Origin of the sequence: Streptomyces sp. Root1310, assembly GCF_001426425.1 — a bacterium.
Classification (GTDB): Bacteria; Actinomycetota; Actinomycetes; order Streptomycetales; family Streptomycetaceae; genus Streptomyces.
In genome coordinates this window covers 134,791-151,254 of record NZ_LMEQ01000032.1, presented here as the reverse complement: position 1 = coordinate 151,254, position 16,464 = coordinate 134,791, and the positions used below count along the sequence as shown (strand labels likewise).

The 16,464-nt window shown below is 71.2% G+C and carries 17 protein-coding genes; 6 read left to right on the top strand and 11 right to left on the bottom strand.

Annotated elements, in window-relative coordinates; translation table 11 throughout:
* Positions 1-20 precede the first annotated feature (20 nt).
* Positions 21-485 carry a DUF3093 domain-containing protein gene (locus ASD48_RS33925; protein ID WP_057605710.1) on the top strand — a complete coding sequence of 155 codons (465 nt, stop codon included), beginning with the start codon at positions 21-23 and terminating at the stop codon, positions 483-485.
* 9 nt (positions 486-494) lie between these two features.
* On the opposite strand, the gene ASD48_RS33920 is transcribed toward ASD48_RS33925, so the two are convergent.
* The 4 genes from ASD48_RS33920 to ASD48_RS33905 all read right to left on the bottom strand — a co-directional run bounded on the left by ASD48_RS33920 (position 495) and on the right by ASD48_RS33905 (position 4,125).
* A complete protein-coding gene (locus ASD48_RS33920; RefSeq protein WP_242432814.1) occupies positions 495-1,514 on the bottom strand; it encodes a hypothetical protein in 1,020 nt (339 codons plus the stop codon).
* A 13-nt stretch (positions 1,515-1,527) separates the two neighbouring features.
* On the bottom strand, positions 1,528-1,824 hold the full coding sequence (locus tag ASD48_RS33915) for a DUF4193 domain-containing protein (RefSeq protein WP_003993510.1): 297 nt from the start codon (positions 1,822-1,824) through the stop codon (positions 1,528-1,530).
* Positions 1,825-2,220: 396 nt separating this feature from the next.
* A complete protein-coding gene (locus ASD48_RS33910) occupies positions 2,221-3,465 on the bottom strand; it encodes a HAMP domain-containing sensor histidine kinase (protein ID WP_057605708.1) in 1,245 nt (414 codons plus the stop codon).
* A gap of 6 nt (positions 3,466-3,471) precedes the next feature.
* Complete coding sequence (locus ASD48_RS33905) at positions 3,472-4,125, bottom strand: response regulator transcription factor (protein ID WP_020125132.1); 654 nt, start codon at positions 4,123-4,125, stop codon at positions 3,472-3,474.
* 414 nt (positions 4,126-4,539) lie between these two features.
* On the opposite strand from ASD48_RS33905, the gene ASD48_RS44945 reads away from it, so the two are divergent.
* Positions 4,540-4,716, top strand: a complete 177-nt coding sequence (locus tag ASD48_RS44945) for a hypothetical protein (RefSeq protein WP_199825099.1) — start codon at positions 4,540-4,542, stop codon at positions 4,714-4,716.
* 73 nt (positions 4,717-4,789) lie between these two features.
* Here ASD48_RS44945 and ASD48_RS33900 read toward each other — a convergent pair whose 3' ends face one another.
* Positions 4,790-5,605, bottom strand: a complete 816-nt coding sequence (locus tag ASD48_RS33900) for an inositol monophosphatase family protein (protein WP_057605707.1) — start codon at positions 5,603-5,605, stop codon at positions 4,790-4,792.
* A gap of 8 nt (positions 5,606-5,613) precedes the next feature.
* The gene (locus ASD48_RS33895) at positions 5,614-6,741 is read right to left on the bottom strand and encodes a ferrochelatase (protein ID WP_057605706.1); all 1,128 of its coding nucleotides are present in this window, start codon (positions 6,739-6,741) and stop codon (positions 5,614-5,616) included.
* Positions 6,742-6,974: 233 nt separating this feature from the next.
* Between ASD48_RS33895 and ASD48_RS33890 the strand changes: the two genes are divergently transcribed.
* The gene (locus ASD48_RS33890) at positions 6,975-8,213 is read left to right on the top strand and encodes an MFS transporter (RefSeq protein ID WP_057605705.1); all 1,239 of its coding nucleotides are present in this window, start codon (positions 6,975-6,977) and stop codon (positions 8,211-8,213) included.
* Positions 8,173-9,501, top strand: a complete 1,329-nt coding sequence (locus ASD48_RS33885; RefSeq protein ID WP_057605704.1) for a D-arabinono-1,4-lactone oxidase — start codon at positions 8,173-8,175, stop codon at positions 9,499-9,501. The genes ASD48_RS33890 and ASD48_RS33885 overlap by 41 nt, the downstream gene beginning before the upstream one ends.
* On the opposite strand, the gene ASD48_RS33880 is transcribed toward ASD48_RS33885, so the two are convergent.
* Positions 9,425-10,300: a hypothetical protein gene (locus ASD48_RS33880; protein ID WP_057605703.1), complete on the bottom strand. Its 876-nt coding sequence runs from the start codon at positions 10,298-10,300 to the stop codon at positions 9,425-9,427. The genes ASD48_RS33885 and ASD48_RS33880 overlap by 77 nt on opposite strands.
* A 471-nt stretch (positions 10,301-10,771) precedes the next feature.
* On the opposite strand from ASD48_RS33880, the gene sepH reads away from it, so the two are divergent.
* Positions 10,772-11,809, top strand: coding sequence for a septation protein SepH (gene sepH, locus ASD48_RS33875; protein ID WP_057605702.1), 1,038 nt, complete (start codon positions 10,772-10,774; stop codon positions 11,807-11,809).
* A 127-nt stretch (positions 11,810-11,936) separates the two neighbouring features.
* Here the strand turns inward: sepH and ASD48_RS33870 are convergent, their stop codons facing one another.
* On the bottom strand, positions 11,937-12,788 hold the full coding sequence (locus ASD48_RS33870; protein WP_057605701.1) for a sulfurtransferase: 852 nt from the start codon (positions 12,786-12,788) through the stop codon (positions 11,937-11,939).
* 220 nt (positions 12,789-13,008) lie between these two features.
* Here ASD48_RS33870 and ASD48_RS33865 point away from each other — a divergent pair, with 220 nt between their 5' ends.
* Positions 13,009-13,809: a VOC family protein gene (locus ASD48_RS33865; protein WP_057605700.1), complete on the top strand. Its 801-nt coding sequence runs from the start codon at positions 13,009-13,011 to the stop codon at positions 13,807-13,809.
* Between the two features lie 26 nt (positions 13,810-13,835).
* Here ASD48_RS33865 and ASD48_RS33860 read toward each other — a convergent pair whose 3' ends face one another.
* The 3 genes from ASD48_RS33860 to ASD48_RS33850 are packed head-to-tail and all read right to left on the bottom strand — an operon-like array spanning position 13,836 to position 16,341.
* A complete protein-coding gene (locus ASD48_RS33860; RefSeq protein ID WP_020125121.1) occupies positions 13,836-14,483 on the bottom strand; it encodes a thymidine kinase in 648 nt (215 codons plus the stop codon).
* Between the two features lie 50 nt (positions 14,484-14,533).
* Positions 14,534-15,745 (bottom strand): nucleotide pyrophosphatase/phosphodiesterase family protein, encoded by a 1,212-nt coding sequence (locus ASD48_RS33855; RefSeq protein ID WP_057605699.1) that lies wholly within the window; start codon positions 15,743-15,745, stop codon positions 14,534-14,536.
* A complete protein-coding gene (locus ASD48_RS33850) occupies positions 15,745-16,341 on the bottom strand; it encodes a DUF5998 family protein (RefSeq protein ID WP_054243638.1) in 597 nt (198 codons plus the stop codon). Before ASD48_RS33850 ends, ASD48_RS33855 begins: the two co-directional genes overlap by 1 nt.
* Positions 16,342-16,464 lie beyond the last annotated feature (123 nt).

Below are 16,464 nucleotides of genomic sequence, written 5' to 3'. Positions count from 1 at the left end.
ACCGTGCCAAGCTTGGCCCCATGCAGCTCTCGACCACCCCGTACGAAGAACGCCTCACCGCCCCACGATCGTGGTGGTTCGTCTCGTTCCTCGTGGGTGTCTCCATGGCCCTGATCCTGCTGCCCTTCGGCACCCTGCCGCTGCTCGGCGGTCTGGTCGGCGGCACCGCGGCCGCGGCGGTCGTGGCCAGCTCCTACGGGTCCCTCCGGATCCGCGTCGTGGGCGACTCGCTGATCGCGGGCGAGGCGAAGATCCCGGTCGCGGCCCTGGGCGCGGCGGAGATCCTGGACGCGGACGGGGCGCGCGCCTGGCGCACGTACAAGGCCGACACGCGGGCCTTCCTGCTGCTGCGCTCCTACATCCCCACGGCCCTGCGGGTCGAGGTCACCGACCCGGCCGACCCGACCCCCTACCTGTACCTGTCGACGCGGGAGCCGGAGCGCCTGGCAGCGGCGCTGAAGGCGGCGCGAGAGGCGATGGCGTAGCCGCAGCCCTCAGCGCCCGAGCCCTCCGGGCCTCTCGGGGTTCTCAGGGTTCTCAGGGTTCCCGGAGATTTCGGGATTGCCGGGCCCCAGGGGGTTCAGGGGGTTCTCGGGGATCTCACCGATGGCCAGGGCATCCGCCGGCTTCTCCAGCGGCGGCAGCGCCGGCAGCGCGTCCCACGGCACCTGCATCTTCCGCAGGTCGGCCCGGACCTTCGCGGCCACCCTCCGGGTGTCCCGCCGGTTCATGACCGCGCCGACGGCGGCGCCCACCATGAAGGGCATCAGCATCGGCAGATCGCGGACCATGCGCTTCATGATCTGCTGGCGCAGCTCACGCTTCATCTGGCCGCCGAGCGCCGAGTTGACCGTGGACGGCTTCATGACGTCGACGCCGCGTTCGCCCGACCATGAGCGCAGATACGCGGTGCTGCGGTCCTTGAGACCGCCCGCCGGCCGCACTCCGTAGACCTCGTGGAGTTCGGCGATCAGTTTCAGCTCGATGGCCGCGACGCCGGTGATCTCCGCGGCCAGTTCGGTCGGCATGGCGGGCGGCACGGGAAGCATCGCCGCCGCCCCGATGCCCGCGCCGACGGTGGACGTGGCGTTCGCCGCGCCCGACACGAGTTTGTCCGCGAGCTGCTCGGGCCCGAGACCGGGGAACTGCCTGCGCAGCGTCTGGAGGTCCCGTACGGGGACTCGTGGAGCAAGGTCGATGATCCGGTCGGCGAGGTGCCCCAGCCCCGCCCTGGCGCGGTTCCCGCCCTTGCGGACGCCTTCCAGGGCCAGGTCCTTCGCCTTGTCCCGGATGACCGCCGCCCGTCGCTTGGCGACGGGGGCGGCGTTCCGCGTCGGCGCCGGGAGGTCAGCCCGGTCAGCCGCGCGTTCGAGCGAGGCCGATCCCGCCGGGACCACTCCCGTACCGGATGAGCCTCGCTCGTCGTCACGCACGCCGTGAGGGCCTTGGGAAGGCCCCTTGTCCGTTCCCCGCAGGGGGAAGCGGCGCTTCCGAGGTGGGGTCGAGCCAGTCACGGCCGACCCCGCCTCAGTCGCAGTCGCGGCAGATCGGCTGGCCGTTCTTCTCCCGGGCCAGCTGGCTGCGGTGGTGCACCAGGAAGCAGCTCATGCAGGTGAACTCGTCCTGCTGCTTCGGCAGCACCCGGACGGCCAGTTCCTCGTTCGAGAGGTCCGCGCCGGGCAGTTCGAGCCCCTCCGCGGCCTCGAATTCGTCGACGTCCACTGCGGACGCGGACTTGTCGTTCCGCCTGGCCTTCAGCTCTTCGAGACTGTCTGAGTCGACGTCGTCATCGGTCTTGCGTGGGGTGTCGTAATCGGTAGCCATTTCGCCTCTCCCCCTCTGGGTGTCTGCGGTGTCTCCAGCGCACGTAACGCGTGAGAGGCCGGACTTGTGCCCGCCTCGAGGCGGAGATTTTGCCTCACATCAAGGTCTGTTACTCAATCGACACCCAACCGAACTCCTCACGAGTGATCGGCTTGGATGGCGATCGGGACCGTACACGGTCCGATTGCCGCACTTCAAAGGCGTCTCACCGTGTACTTCCCGTGATCAGGACCCCTGAAAACCCGGATTTTCCGGGCTTTACGACGGCATTCATGATCACGGAGAGTAGATGGCCGGAAATTCGCCCTTGTGATCGATCACACATGGGGAAGCCAGGTCGGGACCCAGAAAATTCCGCGCAAAGCGAACATCCCCGCGTGTGTCGGCGACATGATCTCAGACGGGGAAAGTGACCCGCATCACGAGCCCACCCCCCTCGCGCGGCTGGGCCGCGATATGACCGCCGTGCGCCCGGGCAACGGACCGCACGATGGACAGGCCCAACCCGACCCCCTTGTCGCTGCCCGTCCGCTCCGTGCGCAGGCGACGGAAGGGTTCGAACAGATTGTCGATCTCGTAGGCGGGCACGACCGGCCCGGTGTTCGACACGACGAGGACCGCCTGCCCGTGCTGGACCTCGGTGGTCACCTCGACCCAGCCGCCCTCGGACACGTTGTACCGTACGGCGTTCTGCACGAGATTCAGCGCGATCCGCTCCAACAGGACACCGTTGCCCTGAACGACGGCGGGTTTCTGCTCCCCGCGGATCACCACCCCCTTGGCCGACGCCTCCCCGTGCACCTGGTCGATGGCCTGCCCGGCGACCTCCGCGAGGTCGACCGGCTTGCGCTCGACGATCTGGTTGTCGCTGCGGGCGAGCAGCAGCAGCCCCTCGACGAGCTGCTCGCTGCGCTCGTTGGTGGCCAGCAGCGTCTTGCCGAGCTGCTGGAGCTCCACGGGCGCCTCCGGATCGGACAGATGCACTTCGAGCAGCGTCCGGTTGATCGCCAGCGGGGTCCTCAGCTCGTGCGAGGCATTGCCCACGAAGCGCTGCTGGGCCGTGAAGGCCCGCTGGAGGCGCTCCAGCATGTCGTCGAAGGTGTCGGCCAGCTCCTTCAGCTCGTCGTCCGGCCCGTCCAGCTCGATACGGCGGGACAGGTCCGACCCCGCCACCGCGCGCGCGGTGCGGGTGATCCGGCCGAGCGGGGACAGCACCCGGCCGGCCATGGCGTAGCCGAAGGCGAAGGCGATCACGGCGAGGCCCAGGAGGGCCAGCAGGGAGCGGCTGAGGAGGTTGTCCAGAGCTGCCTGGCGCTGGTGGTTCATGCACTGGCTGATCGCGTCGTTGAACTCGCCCAGCGTCTGGCCGCTCGCGAGCCCGGGACAGTCGGTGCTGGAGACCTTCAGGTTCCCGACGTCGATGATCTTGAACAGCGGCTGGTTGCCGGTGTGCAGGGCCTGTGCGGCCAGCAGGTAGATGATCGACAGCAACAGGATGCCGGCGATCAGGAACATGCCGCCGTACAGCAGCGTGAGCCGTATGCGGATGGTCGGTCGCAGCCACGGGAAGGGCGACTGCGGGCTCCGGGGAGCCCAGGTGGGCTTCGGGGGTGCCTGGGGAGGGGCGGGAGTCGATGCCACGGCGGATCAGATCCGGTAGCCGGAGCCGGGGACGGTGACGATCACCGGAGGTTCGCCCAGCTTGCGGCGGAGCGTCATGACGGTGACGCGGACGACGTTGGTGAACGGGTCGGTGTTCTCGTCCCAGGCCTTCTCCAGGAGCTGCTCCGCGGAGACCACCGCGCCCTCGCTGCGCATCAGCACCTCCAGGACGGCGAACTCCTTGGGCGCGAGCTGGACCTCCTTGCCGTCGCGGAAGACCTCGCGGCGGTTGGGGTCGAGCTTGATGCCGGCCCGCTCCAGGACGGGCGGCAGCGGCAGGCTGGTGCGCCGGCCGAGGGCACGCACGCGTGCGATCAGCTCGCTGAAGGCGAAGGGCTTCGGGAGATAGTCGTCGGCGCCGATCTCCAGACCCTCGACGCGGTCGCTGACGTCACCGGAGGCCGTCAGCATCAGCACGCGCGTGGGCATGCCGAGTTCGACGATCTTGCGGCAGACGTCGTCGCCGTGGACGAGGGGGAGGTCCCGGTCGAGGACGACCACGTCGTAGTCGTTGACGCCGATGCGCTCCAGGGCGGCCGCACCGTCGTACACGACGTCGACGGCCATGGCCTCCCGGCGCAGTCCGGTGGCCACCGCATCGGCGAGCAGCTGCTCGTCCTCGACGACGAGTACGCGCACGTCGCTGTCCTTCCTGTGTCCACCCGCGTAGCGCTCCATGAGCGCCCGGGGGCAGGGGTTTCGGTGAGTGTGGCCTCCATCCTGCCCTTTTCGGCCATAAGTCGGCGGTAAGACGGGTGCGCGGAAGATGAAGGGCCGGTGTGAAGCCCGGGAATGCGAGATTTTCTCGTGAGGTTGAGGTTTCCACGGAAGGGAGCGGGGGGAGGACGGCTTTACACCCCGCGATCACGCTCTGCATGTGCCGCAACACCATGCGGTACTCCGCGGTCCGTTTGCCGCAGAGCGGGCGTGGGTGTCCGGCACCGTCGCCGCCCGGCAGGGCAGCGCTGGGCACCTGTGGCAGACGTGATCGCCCCTTCCCAACCGGCACACCCCCGTGCCACCGACCCACGACCCAGGACGAGGGGGCGCAGCATGGACGCATTCACCGCAGGACTTCTGCACCGCATAAGGACGACCGAGTCCGACCTGACGCGGGCTCGCGACGAGGGCGACGACTTCCTCGTCGAGGTGGAACAGGCCGAGCTCGACGACCTGCGCCGCCTCGCCGCCGAGCACGGTGTGGAGGTCGGCGCGACGAGCGTCGCCTGAGGCAGTTCGCAGCAGACGGAGGGGCCCCGGCGAATCCAGCGCCGGGGCCCCTTCGCGTGTGCGCGGGAGCGGCTCAGTCGTGCCAGGCGCCGAAGTCCTCCAGGAGTCGCTGGAGGGGCTCGAAGACGCCGGGGGTGGCAGCCACCGTCAGGTCACGTGCGGGGCGCTCTCCGGGCCGCCCACCGGTCAGCGCGCCCGCCTCCCGGGCGATCAGGTCGCCCGCCGCGAGGTCCCAGGGATGCAGCCCGCGTTCGTAGTAGCCGTCGAGGCGGCCCGCTGCCACGTCACACAGGTCGACCGCGGCAGAGCCACCGCGCCGGATGTCCCGCAGCAGCGGGATCAGCCGCTGCGCCACGTCGGCCTGGTGGGTGCGGACCTCGGTGACGTAGTTGAAGCCGGTGGAGACCAGGGCCTGCTCGAGGGGCGCCGCGGCACGGCAGGACAGGGCCCGCTCGCCTTCCCGGGCGCCGCTCCCCCACGCCCCGCCGCCGCGCACCGCGTGGTACGTCTCGCCGCGCATCGGGATCTCGACGACCCCGACGACGGTCTCGCCGTCCTGCTCGGCGGCGATGGAGACGGCCCAGGTGGGCAGTCCGTAGAGGTAGTTGACCGTGCCGTCGAGGGGGTCGATCACCCAGCGGATGCCGCTGCTGCCCTCGCTGGAGGCGCCCTCCTCGCCGAGGAAGCCGTCGTCGGGGCGGTGTTCGCAGATGAGGCCCGTGATCAGTTTCTCGGCCGCGATGTCCATCTCGGTGACCACGTCGATCGGGCTCGACTTGGTGGCGGCGACCGCGAGGTCGGCCGGGCGGCCGTCCCGCAGCAGTTCGCCGGCCCGGCGGGCGGCCTCCTTGGCGAGTTCGAGCAGTTCGGTGTGCAGGGGGTCGGTCACGCCGTTCCTCACGCGTAGGGGCTGTCGGCGCCCGCGGCGGCGGGCCTGGGGGCGCGGGCGGGGCAGCAGCCGACCGGGCACAGGTTGTGGCTCGCGCCGAGCGCCCCCAGGGCGCACGGGGTGACCTGGAGGCCGCTCTCCGCGGCGGCGCGCTCCAGGACGAGCTCACGGATCGCGGCGGCGAAGCGCGGGTCGGCGCCGACGGTGGCCGAGCGGCGGACCGGCAGGCCCAGCTCCTCGGCCTTGGCCTTTGCCTCCGTGTCGAGGTCGTAGAGGACCTCCATGTGGTCGGAGACGAAGCCGATGGGGGCCATCACGACGGCCGGGACGGCGGCCGCGTGCCGCTCCTCCAGGTGGTCGCAGATGTCGGGCTCCAGCCAGGGGATGTGCGGGGCGCCGGAGCGTGACTGGTAGACGAGCTGCCACGGGTGGTCCACGCCGGTGCGCTCGCGGACGGCGTCGGCGATGAGCCGCGCGGTGTCCAGGTGCTGCTTCACGTACGCGCCGCCCTCGCCGTGGTCCTCGGCCGGGCCGGAGGTGTCCGCGGAGGCGTTCGGGATGGAGTGGGTCGAGAAGGCGAGGTGCGCGCCGTCCCTGACGCCCTCGGGGAGATCGGCCAGCGACCGCAGCACGCCCTCGATCATGGGCTCCAGGAAGCCGGGGTGGTTGAAGTAGTGCCGCAGTTTGTCGACCTTGGGCAGCTCGAGCCCTTCGGCCTCCAGCGTGGCCAGCGCGTCGGCGAGGTTCTCGCGGTACTGGCGGCAGCCGGAGTACGAGGCGTAGGCACTGGTGGCGAGGACGAGGACGCGGCGGCGGCCGTCGGCGACCATCTCGCGCAGGGTGTCCGTGAGGTACGGGGCCCAGTTGCGGTTGCCCCAGTAGATCGGCAGGTCCAGGCCGTGGTCGGCGAAGTCCTTGCGCAGGGCGTCCAGCAGGGCGCGGTTCTGGTCGTTGATGGGGCTGACCCCGCCGAACAGGAAGTAGTGCCGGCCCACTTCCTTGAGGCGTTCCTTGGGGATGCCGCGCCCGCGCGTCACGTTCTCCAGGAACGGAACCACGTCGTCCGGGCCTTCCGGGCCGCCGAAGGAGAGCAGGAGCAGGGCGTCGTAGGGGGTGGCATCGAGCGCGTCTCGCATGACTCGATCCTGCCACCCCCCTCCGACAGCCGGGAAACGGCGGGGTACCGGCCGGGCGCCGGCTGCGGCCGGATGCGTTAGGGTTACCTAACTTCGTAAGCTGTATGAGCTGCGTTCACGCCTTACCGGTTCCACCGGGCTCACCGCCCGCCTTACCGAGTCCCTGCCGAGCCGCCTTCCCCCACGCCGCGCCGAGCCCTCACGCGCGCGTGCCCGGACCCACCGGAGACCCCGTGCCCAGCCCCTACCGCGCTCTGTTCGCCGCCCCCGGCTCCAAGGGCTTCTCCGCCGCGGGGTTCGTCGGCAGGATGCCGCTGTCGATGATGGGCATCGGCGTGGTCACGATGGTCTCCCAGCTCACGGGGCGCTACGGGCTCGCGGGCGCGCTGTCGGCGACCATCGCGCTGGCGGCCGCCGCCTTCGGGCCGCAGATCTCGCGGCTGGTCGATGTCCACGGTCAGCGCCGGGTTCTGCGCCCCGCGACCCTGGTCGCGCTCGCCGCCGCGACCGGGCTGCTGCTGGCCGCGCACTTCGAGTGGCCGGACTGGGTGCTGTTCGTGTGCGCCGCCGGGATCGGCTCCGTGCCGAGCCTCGGCGCGATGATCCGGGCCCGCTGGGCGGCCCTGTACCGGGGCACACCCCAGCTGCACACCGCGTACTCCTTCGAGTCCGTGGTGGACGAGGTGTGCTTCATCTTCGGGCCGATCATCTCCATCGGCCTGTCCACGGCCTGGTTCCCGGAGGCGGGGCCGCTGCTGGCGGCCTGCTTCCTCGCCGTCGGCGTCTTCTGGCTCACCGCCCAGCGGGCCACCGAGCCCGCGCCGCATCCGCGCGAGCAGCGCGGCGGCGGTTCGGCCCTGCGCTCGCCCGGACTCCAGGTTCTGGTGGCCACCTTCGTGGCGACCGGAACGATCTTCGGGGCCGTCGACGTGGTCACCGTCGCCTTCGCCGACGAGCAGGGCCACCAGGGCGCCGCCAGTGTCGTCCTGGCGCTCTACGCGGCCGGTTCCTGCGTGGCCGGGCTCGCGTTCGGCCTGTTGCACCTCAAGGGAACACCGGAACGTCGCTGGCTGCTGGGCGTGTTCATGATGGGCGTGAGTATGATCCCCCTCCTACTGGTCGGAAACTTGCCGTTTCTGGCCGTGGCGCTGTTCTTTGCGGGTCTGACCATCGCTCCCACGATGATCACCACGATGTCCCTCATCGAAGAGCACGTACCACGCGCACAACTGACCGAGGGCATGACCTGGATCAGCACCGGGCTCGCGGTCGGCGTCGCGCTCGGCTCCTCCATCGCCGGCTGGGTCATCGACGCGGCGGGGGCACGGGCCGGGTACGGGGTTCCGGCGGTGTCCGGAGCCGTCGCGGTCGCGGTCGGTTTCCTGGGGTACCGCCGGCTGAGCAGGCCGGCGCCGGGTCGGGGAGGCACTGTTGAGCAGGACAGCGAGCGGGAAGAACGGCACGTGGCGTAACTGGGGCGGCAATGTCGCCGCACGCCCCGTGCGGGAGGTCACGCCCGCCTCCGTCGACGAACTGGCCGAGGCGGTGCGCCGGGCCGCCGAGGACGGGCTGAAGGTGAAGGCGGTCGGCACCGGCCACTCCTTCACGTCGATCGCGGCGACCGACGGTGTATTGATCCGCCCTCAACTCTTGACCGGCATCCGCAACATTGATCGCGACAACATGACGGTCACCGTCGAGGCCGGCACCCCGCTCAAGAGACTCAACCTGGCGCTCGCGCGCGAAGGCCTGTCGCTCACCAACATGGGCGACATCATGGAACAGACGGTGTCCGGGGCGACCAGCACCGGCACGCACGGCACCGGCCGTGAGTCCGCCTCGATCGCCGCCCAGATCAAGGGCCTCGAGCTCGTCACGGCGGACGGCTCGGTACTCACCTGCTCCGAGAAGGGGACCGAGGAGGAGCGCTCCCTCTTCGCCGCCGCCCGCATCGGCCTGGGCGCCCTCGGCATCGTCACCGCGATCACCTTCGCCGTGGAACCGATCTTCCTGCTCACCGCGCGGGAGGAACCGATGCCCTTCGACAAGGTCCTCGCCGACTTCGACGAACTGTGGGCCGAGAACGAGCACTTCGAGTTCTACTGGTTCCCGCACACTGGCAGCACCAACACCAAGCGCAACAACCGCAGCGCGGGCCCCCGCAAGCCGGTGGGCCAGGTCTCCAGCTGGATCGAGGACGAGTTCCTCTCCAACGGGGTCTTCCAGGTGGCCCAGTGGGTGGGCCGAGCGGTGCCCGCCACGATCCCGACGATCGCGCAGGTGTCCAGCAAGGCCCTGTCCGCGCGCACGTACACGGACATCCCCTACAAGGTGTTCACCTCTCCGCGCCGGGTGCGCTTCATGGAGATGGAGTACGCCGTCCCGCGCGAGGCGGTGACCGAGACGCTGCGCGAGCTGAAGGCGATGCTCGACCGCTCGGGCCTGCGGGTCAGCTTCCCCGTCGAGGTGCGCACCGCGCCCGCCGACGACATCACCCTGTCCACCGCTTCCGGCCGTGACAGCGCCTACATCGCCGTCCACATGGTCAAGGGCACGCCCTACCAGGGGTACTTCACCGCCGCCGAGCGCATCTTCACCGCCCACGAGGGGCGGCCGCACTGGGGCAAGGTGCACACGCGGGACGCCGAGTACTTCGCCGGCATCTATCCGGGCTTCGGCGAGTTCACGGCGCTGCGGGACCGGCTGGATCCTGACCGTCTGTTCCAGAACGACTACTTGCGGAGGGTTCTGGGGGCGTAGCGGACTCCGTGGGTTCGGGGGTCGCCGAGTCACCGGCCCCCGTGCCGCCCTCCGGGGCCGTGGAAGTCGGCGCCGTCCCGGCCGTCGCACCGCCTGCGGAGTCGTCGCCCGCGCCCTCCCCGCTGTCGCTGCCGCCGTCCGGGGAGGAGGTCCCGCCCGAGGACGGCGCCTCCCCGGTCGAGGGGGAGGAGGGCGAGGACGAGGAGGGTGACGGCGTCGGGTCCGCGTCCTCGTCGGAGGAACCCGGCGAGGTACCGGACGAGGAACCGCCGCCCGAGACCGCCCCGGTGACCGTCGTGCCCTGGTCGCCGCTGAAGCTGTCGCCCGACACCAGCTCGTACGTGGTGATCCCGGCCATCGCGACCCCGAAGACGAGCGCGGCCGCCACCACCGGCCGCCTGCGGCGCCCGCTCCGGGCGCGGTGGACGGTGCCCTCGGTGAACTCGCCCGGCGCGGGCTGCGCGCGCACCGTCGGTTTCGCAGCCACCCGTGGGGCGCGGACCTTGGCGTCGCGGAGCTGTGTGTCACGGACCTGTGCGTCGCGGAGCTGTGTGTCACGGAGTTGCTCGCCGGTACGACTGAAGAAGTGCTGGAAGAGCGATCCGCCACAGGTGGCGACGACACTGACCAGACCCGCACCGAGGATCGTGCCGTAGACCCCGAAGTACGAGGCGAGTTTCGCGGCCACCACCGCGGCCACGGCGCTGCCCGCGACCTGAGGCACGCTCAGGTCGATCCGCTTCCGTTTCACCTCCTCCCCGGCGCTCGACTCACCGACGACTTCGGGCCTTTCACGCATACCGGGAGCTTGCCTGCCTTTCCCGCACTTGATCAATCAACTGCACGAGAAGGGGACGTACGGACGAAACCGATAGTTCCTTTTCGGGAGATTGCGTGAACTACGCCACGTCCAAGATCGATAAACGCCCACGACGGACGGTCAAATCCCGCCTCTCCACAGAAGTTGGATGGCGCGCCAATCCACGCACGTGGCCCAAATGGAGTACTGTTGCGAGCCCTGGGCCCGGTCTCCCTCCAGGATGTCCGGAGCCTCGCTGGACCGCTTGAGGGGGGCTAGTTGCACAGGGTGACGGTGTTGGTCACTTAGCGTGGCGGATAGGTAACCGTGCCATAACGGCGGCGCAGGGCCTGTGCCCGACACGCCGGGCAACTCGGCAAGGTTGTGGCAGGCTGCACCCGGGCAGGCCACACTCGACTAGCGGAAGCAGCGACGCACGTGACGTCGGCAGGCACCACCCGGGAGGTCCCCATGCCCGAACTGCGTGTCGTGGCCGTCTCGAATGACGGCACACGGCTGGTGCTGAAGGCTGCGGACAGCACGGAGTACACGCTTCCGATCGATGAGCGTCTGCGCGCCGCCGTCCGCGGCGACCGTCCCCGCCTCGGCCAGATCGAGATCGAGGTGGAGAGCCATCTCCGCCCCCGTGACATCCAGGCGCGTATACGTGCCGGTGCCACCGCGGAAGAAGTCGCCCAGATGGCCGGCATCCCCGTCGACCGTGTGCGCCGCTTCGAGGGCCCCGTGCTGGCCGAGCGCGCCTTCATGGCCGAGCGGGCCCGGAAGACTCCGGTCCGTCGGCCCGGCGAGAACGCCGGACCCCAGCTCGGCGAGGCCGTCCAGGAACGGCTGCTGCTGCGCGGCGCCGACAAGGACACCGTCCAGTGGGACTCGTGGCGTCGCGACGACGGCACCTGGGAAGTCCTCCTGGTCTACCTGGTCGCGGGCGAACCGCACTCGGCGAGCTGGACGTACGACCCGCCGCGGCGGCTCGTCCAGGCCGTCGACGACGAGGCGCGTTCGCTGATCGGCGAGTCCGACGACCTGGCCGCTCCCGAGCCCAGCTTTCCGTTCGTCCCGCGCATCGCACGGCTGCCGCGCGACCGTCCGCTGGACCGCGCGCTCGACCGGCCCAGCCTGCCGGCCCAGCCGCCCGAGCCGGCCGAGGAGAGCGCCGGCGAACGGGAACGCGACTCGCTGACCAGCCTGTTGGAGGCGGTGCCGAGCTTCCGCGGCGACATGGTCGTCCCGGAGCGCCCGGCGGAGCCCGCTCCGGAGGAGCCCGACGAGCAGGAGCCCGACGCCGAGGAACCCCCGGCGCCGGCCGCCTCCGCCGGATCCGCCTACGCGGACGTCCTCATGCCGCGTTCCGTCGGCAGCCACCGCGACCGTCTCGTCGGCGCCACCGACCGCCAGGCCGAGGCGGACGGCGTCCGTCCGGGCCGCCGGGCCGCGGTGCCGAGCTGGGACGAGATCGTGTTCGGCACCCGGCGGAAGAAGCAGGAGTAACCGGCCCTCGGGCAACTCGCCCGAGGCGTCGGCCGGTTCACGGAAGCCGGTGGGCACATCCGTACATACGCAGGAGAGGGCCGCACCTGTTCGGTGCGGCCCTCCCCCATGTGTCCGCGCGGCCGGACTACCGGGGGTCGGGGCCCACGGCGACGGGCCGGGCCGGGTCCGAGGACCACTCCGACCAGGAGCCGACGTACAGGGCCGCCGGAATGCCCGCGACAGCCAGGGCCAGTACCTCGTGCGCGCCGGAGACACCCGAGCCGCAGTACACGCCGACCTCGGTGCCGTCGGACGCCCCCAGCGCCTTGAAGCGGTCCCTCAGCTCCTCGGCGGACAGAAAGCGGCCGTCCGGGCCCACGTTGTCGTTCGTGGGCGCGGAGACGGCACCCGGAATGTGGCCGCCGACCCGGTCGATCGGCTCGACCTCACCCCGGTACCGCTCCCCCGCGCGGGCGTCGAACAGCACTCCGGAGCCGGCGAGAGCGGCGGCTCCGTCGGCGTCGAGGAGTCCCGTGGCGCCCGGCACCGGCTCGAAGTCGCCCTCCACGCGCGCGGGGACCTCGCCGGAGAGATCTCCCCGCCAGGACGGCAACCCGCCGTCGAGGACCCGCACGTCCGGGTGACCCGTCCAGCGCAGCAGCCACCACGCGCGGGCCGCCGCCCAGCCCTGCCCGCCGTCGTACACGACCACCGGCCTGCCCGCCGAGACACCCGCCCGGCGCATCGCGGAACCGAACAACGCGATGTCGGGCAGCGGGTGCCGGCCGCGGCCGCCCGGAGCCCCCGCGAGCTCCCGGTCCAGGTCGACATAGACCGCGCCGGGCACGTGCCCGGCCTCGTACGCGGCGCGCCCGTCGAACGGCGGCTCCCCCGCCGCCTTCGCCACGCTGAGCTGCCAGCGGACGTCGAGGACGACGGGCGGGTTCTCCCCCGCCAGGTCGCCGGCCAGTTCCGATGCGGTGATGATGGCGTTCATGGTCACCATCCTCGCGCACGGGGTGGCCCCATCGCTCATGTCCGGCTACTCTGCTCGGCCGGACAGGCTCGATCACGCGGCGTGCGGGATCGAGCACATGCCGTACAGGCGATCGACATACAGCGACAACCGCACGTAAACCAACGAGAAACCCCCTATCAGGCATCCTCCGAGGGCGGAAGCGACACGGCCACCGCAAGGGGCTGAGGAGAGAGTGACGATGACCGAGGCAGGTGGGTCGGCCGGCCCGATCGGCGCAGCACACGCCCGGTATGCGCCCGGTACACCCTGCTGGGTGAGTCTGATGGCGCACGGGTTGACCGCGACGCAGGAGTTCTACGGCGAGCTGTTCGGCTGGGAGTTCAGGCCCGGCCCGCAGCAGCTGGGCCCCTATGTGCGGGCGCTGCTCGACGGACACGAGGTGGCGGGGATCGGTCAACTGCCCCCGGACCGCCACCTGCCGGTCGCCTGGACGCCCTATTTCGCCTCGGACGACGTGGACACGACTGCCGAAACGGTCCGGCTGTGCGGCGGCACGATCGGCGTCGGCCCGCTGGACGCCTCAGACGCCGGACGGCTGGCCATCGGCTCCGACCCCTCCGGCGCCGTCTTCGGCGTCTGGCAGGCGGCGGCGCACGTGGGCACCGCCATCACGGGCGTGCCCGGCACTCCCGCCTGGAACGAGCTCACGACCTACGAGGCCGCGGGCGTCCGCAAGTTCTACGAGACGGTCTTCGGCTACGAGGAGACGGTGGTGTCCGCCGACTTCGACCACGTGACCCTGCATGTCGCCGGCCACCCGGTCGCCGGCATCCACGGGGTGGGCGCCGCGCTGCCCCGGGACCGGGGGCCGCACTGGACGACGTACTTCGAGGTGGCCGACACGGACGCGGCGCTCGGTCTCGTCGTCGACCTCGGCGGGCAGGTCCTCGAGCCGGCCCAGGACAGCGAGCACGGGCGCGTGGCGGGCGTGGCCGACCCCGAGGGGGCCCGCTTCTCCCTGATCCAGGGACCCCGGTGAGGGACGGTCTCCCAAGCCGTCGGCGGCTAGACCGGCTGCACCGGCAGCACGTCCGGCGACAGGGCCGCCGCCCGCGCCGACGCCGAGGTCATCCGGCGGCGGTGGTGGCGCCTGCACAGGACCTCGTAGCCGACCGTGTCCGCCTGGTCGACGTCCCCGACGACGACCTGGGCGCCCTCCACGACCATGACCCCGCCCACCGTGCGGGCGTTGTGCGTGGCGCGCGCGCCGCACCAGCACAGGGCCTCGACCTGGAGGACCTCGACGCGGTCGGCGAGTTCGACGAGCCGCTGGGAGCCGGGGAACAGCTTGGAGCGGAAGTCGGTCGTGATCCCGAAGGCGTAGACGTCGATGTCCAGGTCGTCGACCACGCGCGCGAGCTGGTCGATCTGCTCCTCGGCCAGGAACTGCGCCTCGTCCGCGATCACGTAGTCCGCGCGGCCGCCCTGCGAGAGGTGGTCGACGAGAGAGGCGTAGAGGTCCTGCCCGTCCTCGACCTCGACCGCGTCGGTGACCAGGCCCAGGCGGGAGGACAGCTTGCCCTCGCCCGCGCGGTCGTCCCGCGTGAAGATCATGCCCTGGAGGCCGCGCGAGGAGCGGTTGTGCTCTATCTGCAGAGCCAGCGTCGACTTCCCGCAGTCCATGGTTCCGGAGAAGAAAACCAGCTCGGGCATGGGGAGTTGAGCGCCTTTCGGAGAAGGTGGAGGAGAAACGGTTCTGGGCGTCAGGAGCGTACTTCGAGCAGCGGGACCAGCTGCTCGGCAGGGGTCATCGAGCCGTGGTTGCCGACCATCGCCGACTCCTTGGGCTCCCGTTCGGAGGCGATGATCAGCACGTCGTCCCGGGCGGCCGCGACCACGTCGCCCAGGCGGTGGTACACCCGCTCGTCGACCTGCGGCCCGAACCAGCCCGCGGCGATCGCCTCGTCGCGTGAGGCGATCCAGAACTGCTCGCCGAGCACCTCGCGCCAGCAGGTCAGGACGTCGTTCTCGGCGCCCGGTACGGCGTAGACATGACGGGCGCGGCCCTCGCCGCCCAGCAGGGCGACCCCGGCGCGCAGCTCCCAGTCCGCGTCGAAGTCGATGCGGTGCTCCTCGTCGAAGGGCACGTCGACCATGCCGTGGTCGGCGGTGACGTAGAGCGCGCTGCGCGGCGGGAGCTGCTCGGCGAGGCGCTGGACGAGCCGGTCGACGTACATGAGCTGGCCGCACCAGGTGTCGGAAGCGACGCCGTAGCGGTGCCCGGCGCCGTCCAGTTCCGCGTAGTACGTGTAGACGAGGGAGCGGTCGCCGGCGGCCAGTTGCTCGGCGGCGAGGTCCATGCGCTCCTCGCCGGTCAGCCTCCCGTGAAACGTTCCGCCGCTGAGCGCGACCTTCGTCAGCGGGGTGTTCTGGAACGTGGGGGACGACACCTGGGCGGCGTGCACACCCGCCTCGTGGGCGAGCTGGAAGACGGTGGGGTACGGCTGCCAGGCGCCCGGGGCCGTCCACGGCTGCCAGCGGAGCTGGTTCATCAGGGCGCCGGTCGCCGGGTTGCGCACGGTGTAGCCGGGCAGGCCGTGCGCGCCCGGGGGAAGGCCGGTGCCGACGGAGGCGAGGGAGGTCGCGGTGGTCGCCGGGTAGCCGGCGGTGAGCGGACGTCCGGTGCCCCCGCGGGAGCTGCCGAGCAGCGCGTGGAGATAGGGCGCCTCGTCGGGGTGGTCCTTGATCTGCTCCCAGCCGAGGCCGTCGATCAGGAAGACGCAGTTGCGGTCGGCCGGGGTCAGCTCCGGGATGGCCGCGGTCGTGCCGGGTACGCCCATGCCCGCGGCCAGTGTGGGCAGCAGGTCGGCGAGGGACCCGGAGCCGTACTCGGGGACGGGGGCGGAGCCCACGGCGAGCGGTTCGGGGAATTCCCAGGGCGCGGAGTCGAAGGGGGTGGGCACGGAGCGCGACATCAGCGGGTTACGTCCGCGGTCGCCTCGGACAGCGACTGCGCGAAGACGAGCGCCTGGCGGACCGTCTCCGGGCCGTCTCCGGCCTCGCTCACGCGCAGGCTGAGGTCGTCCGCCGTCGAGCTGCCGGTGTAGCCGTGGTCGGCGTCGCAGTTGGGGTCACCGCACGCGGCCGGCTCCAGGTCGATGCGGGAGACGGCGCCCCAGCCGATGGTCAGCACGATCTCGCGCGGCAGGGTGCCCGGCGTGTACGACTCCGGGTTGGCGACCACCCGGCTGAGGACGACGGACGAGATCCGGCCGAGCTTCACGGACTCCGTGGACGTCGTGGCGTACGGCGTCGGAGAGGTGGTGTCGGCGGCCTGCTCGTCGGTGTGGCTGACGATGAAGCGGTTGCCGGTGAGGACGAGCACGGTCACATGGCGGCGCACCTCGTTCTGGTCGAACGTGGTCTCCTGGTGGACCAGGTACGACCGGATCGGCTCGCCGCCCACGGCGGCCTCCACCGCCTCGGCCACGAGGGCCGGGTAGTAGCCGCTGCGCTCGATCGCCGCGCGCAGCCCCTGGGTCGTCGTACTGGTCTTGGCCATGCCCTCCATCCTACGGGGACCCACTGACTGCGAGGCACCGCTCAGGACCGCTTCGGTACGTCGGCGGCGACCGGGGCGCGCTCCGTCCGTGATCCGTGGGACGCCTCCGCGGGGCGGGCCACTGCCCGGACG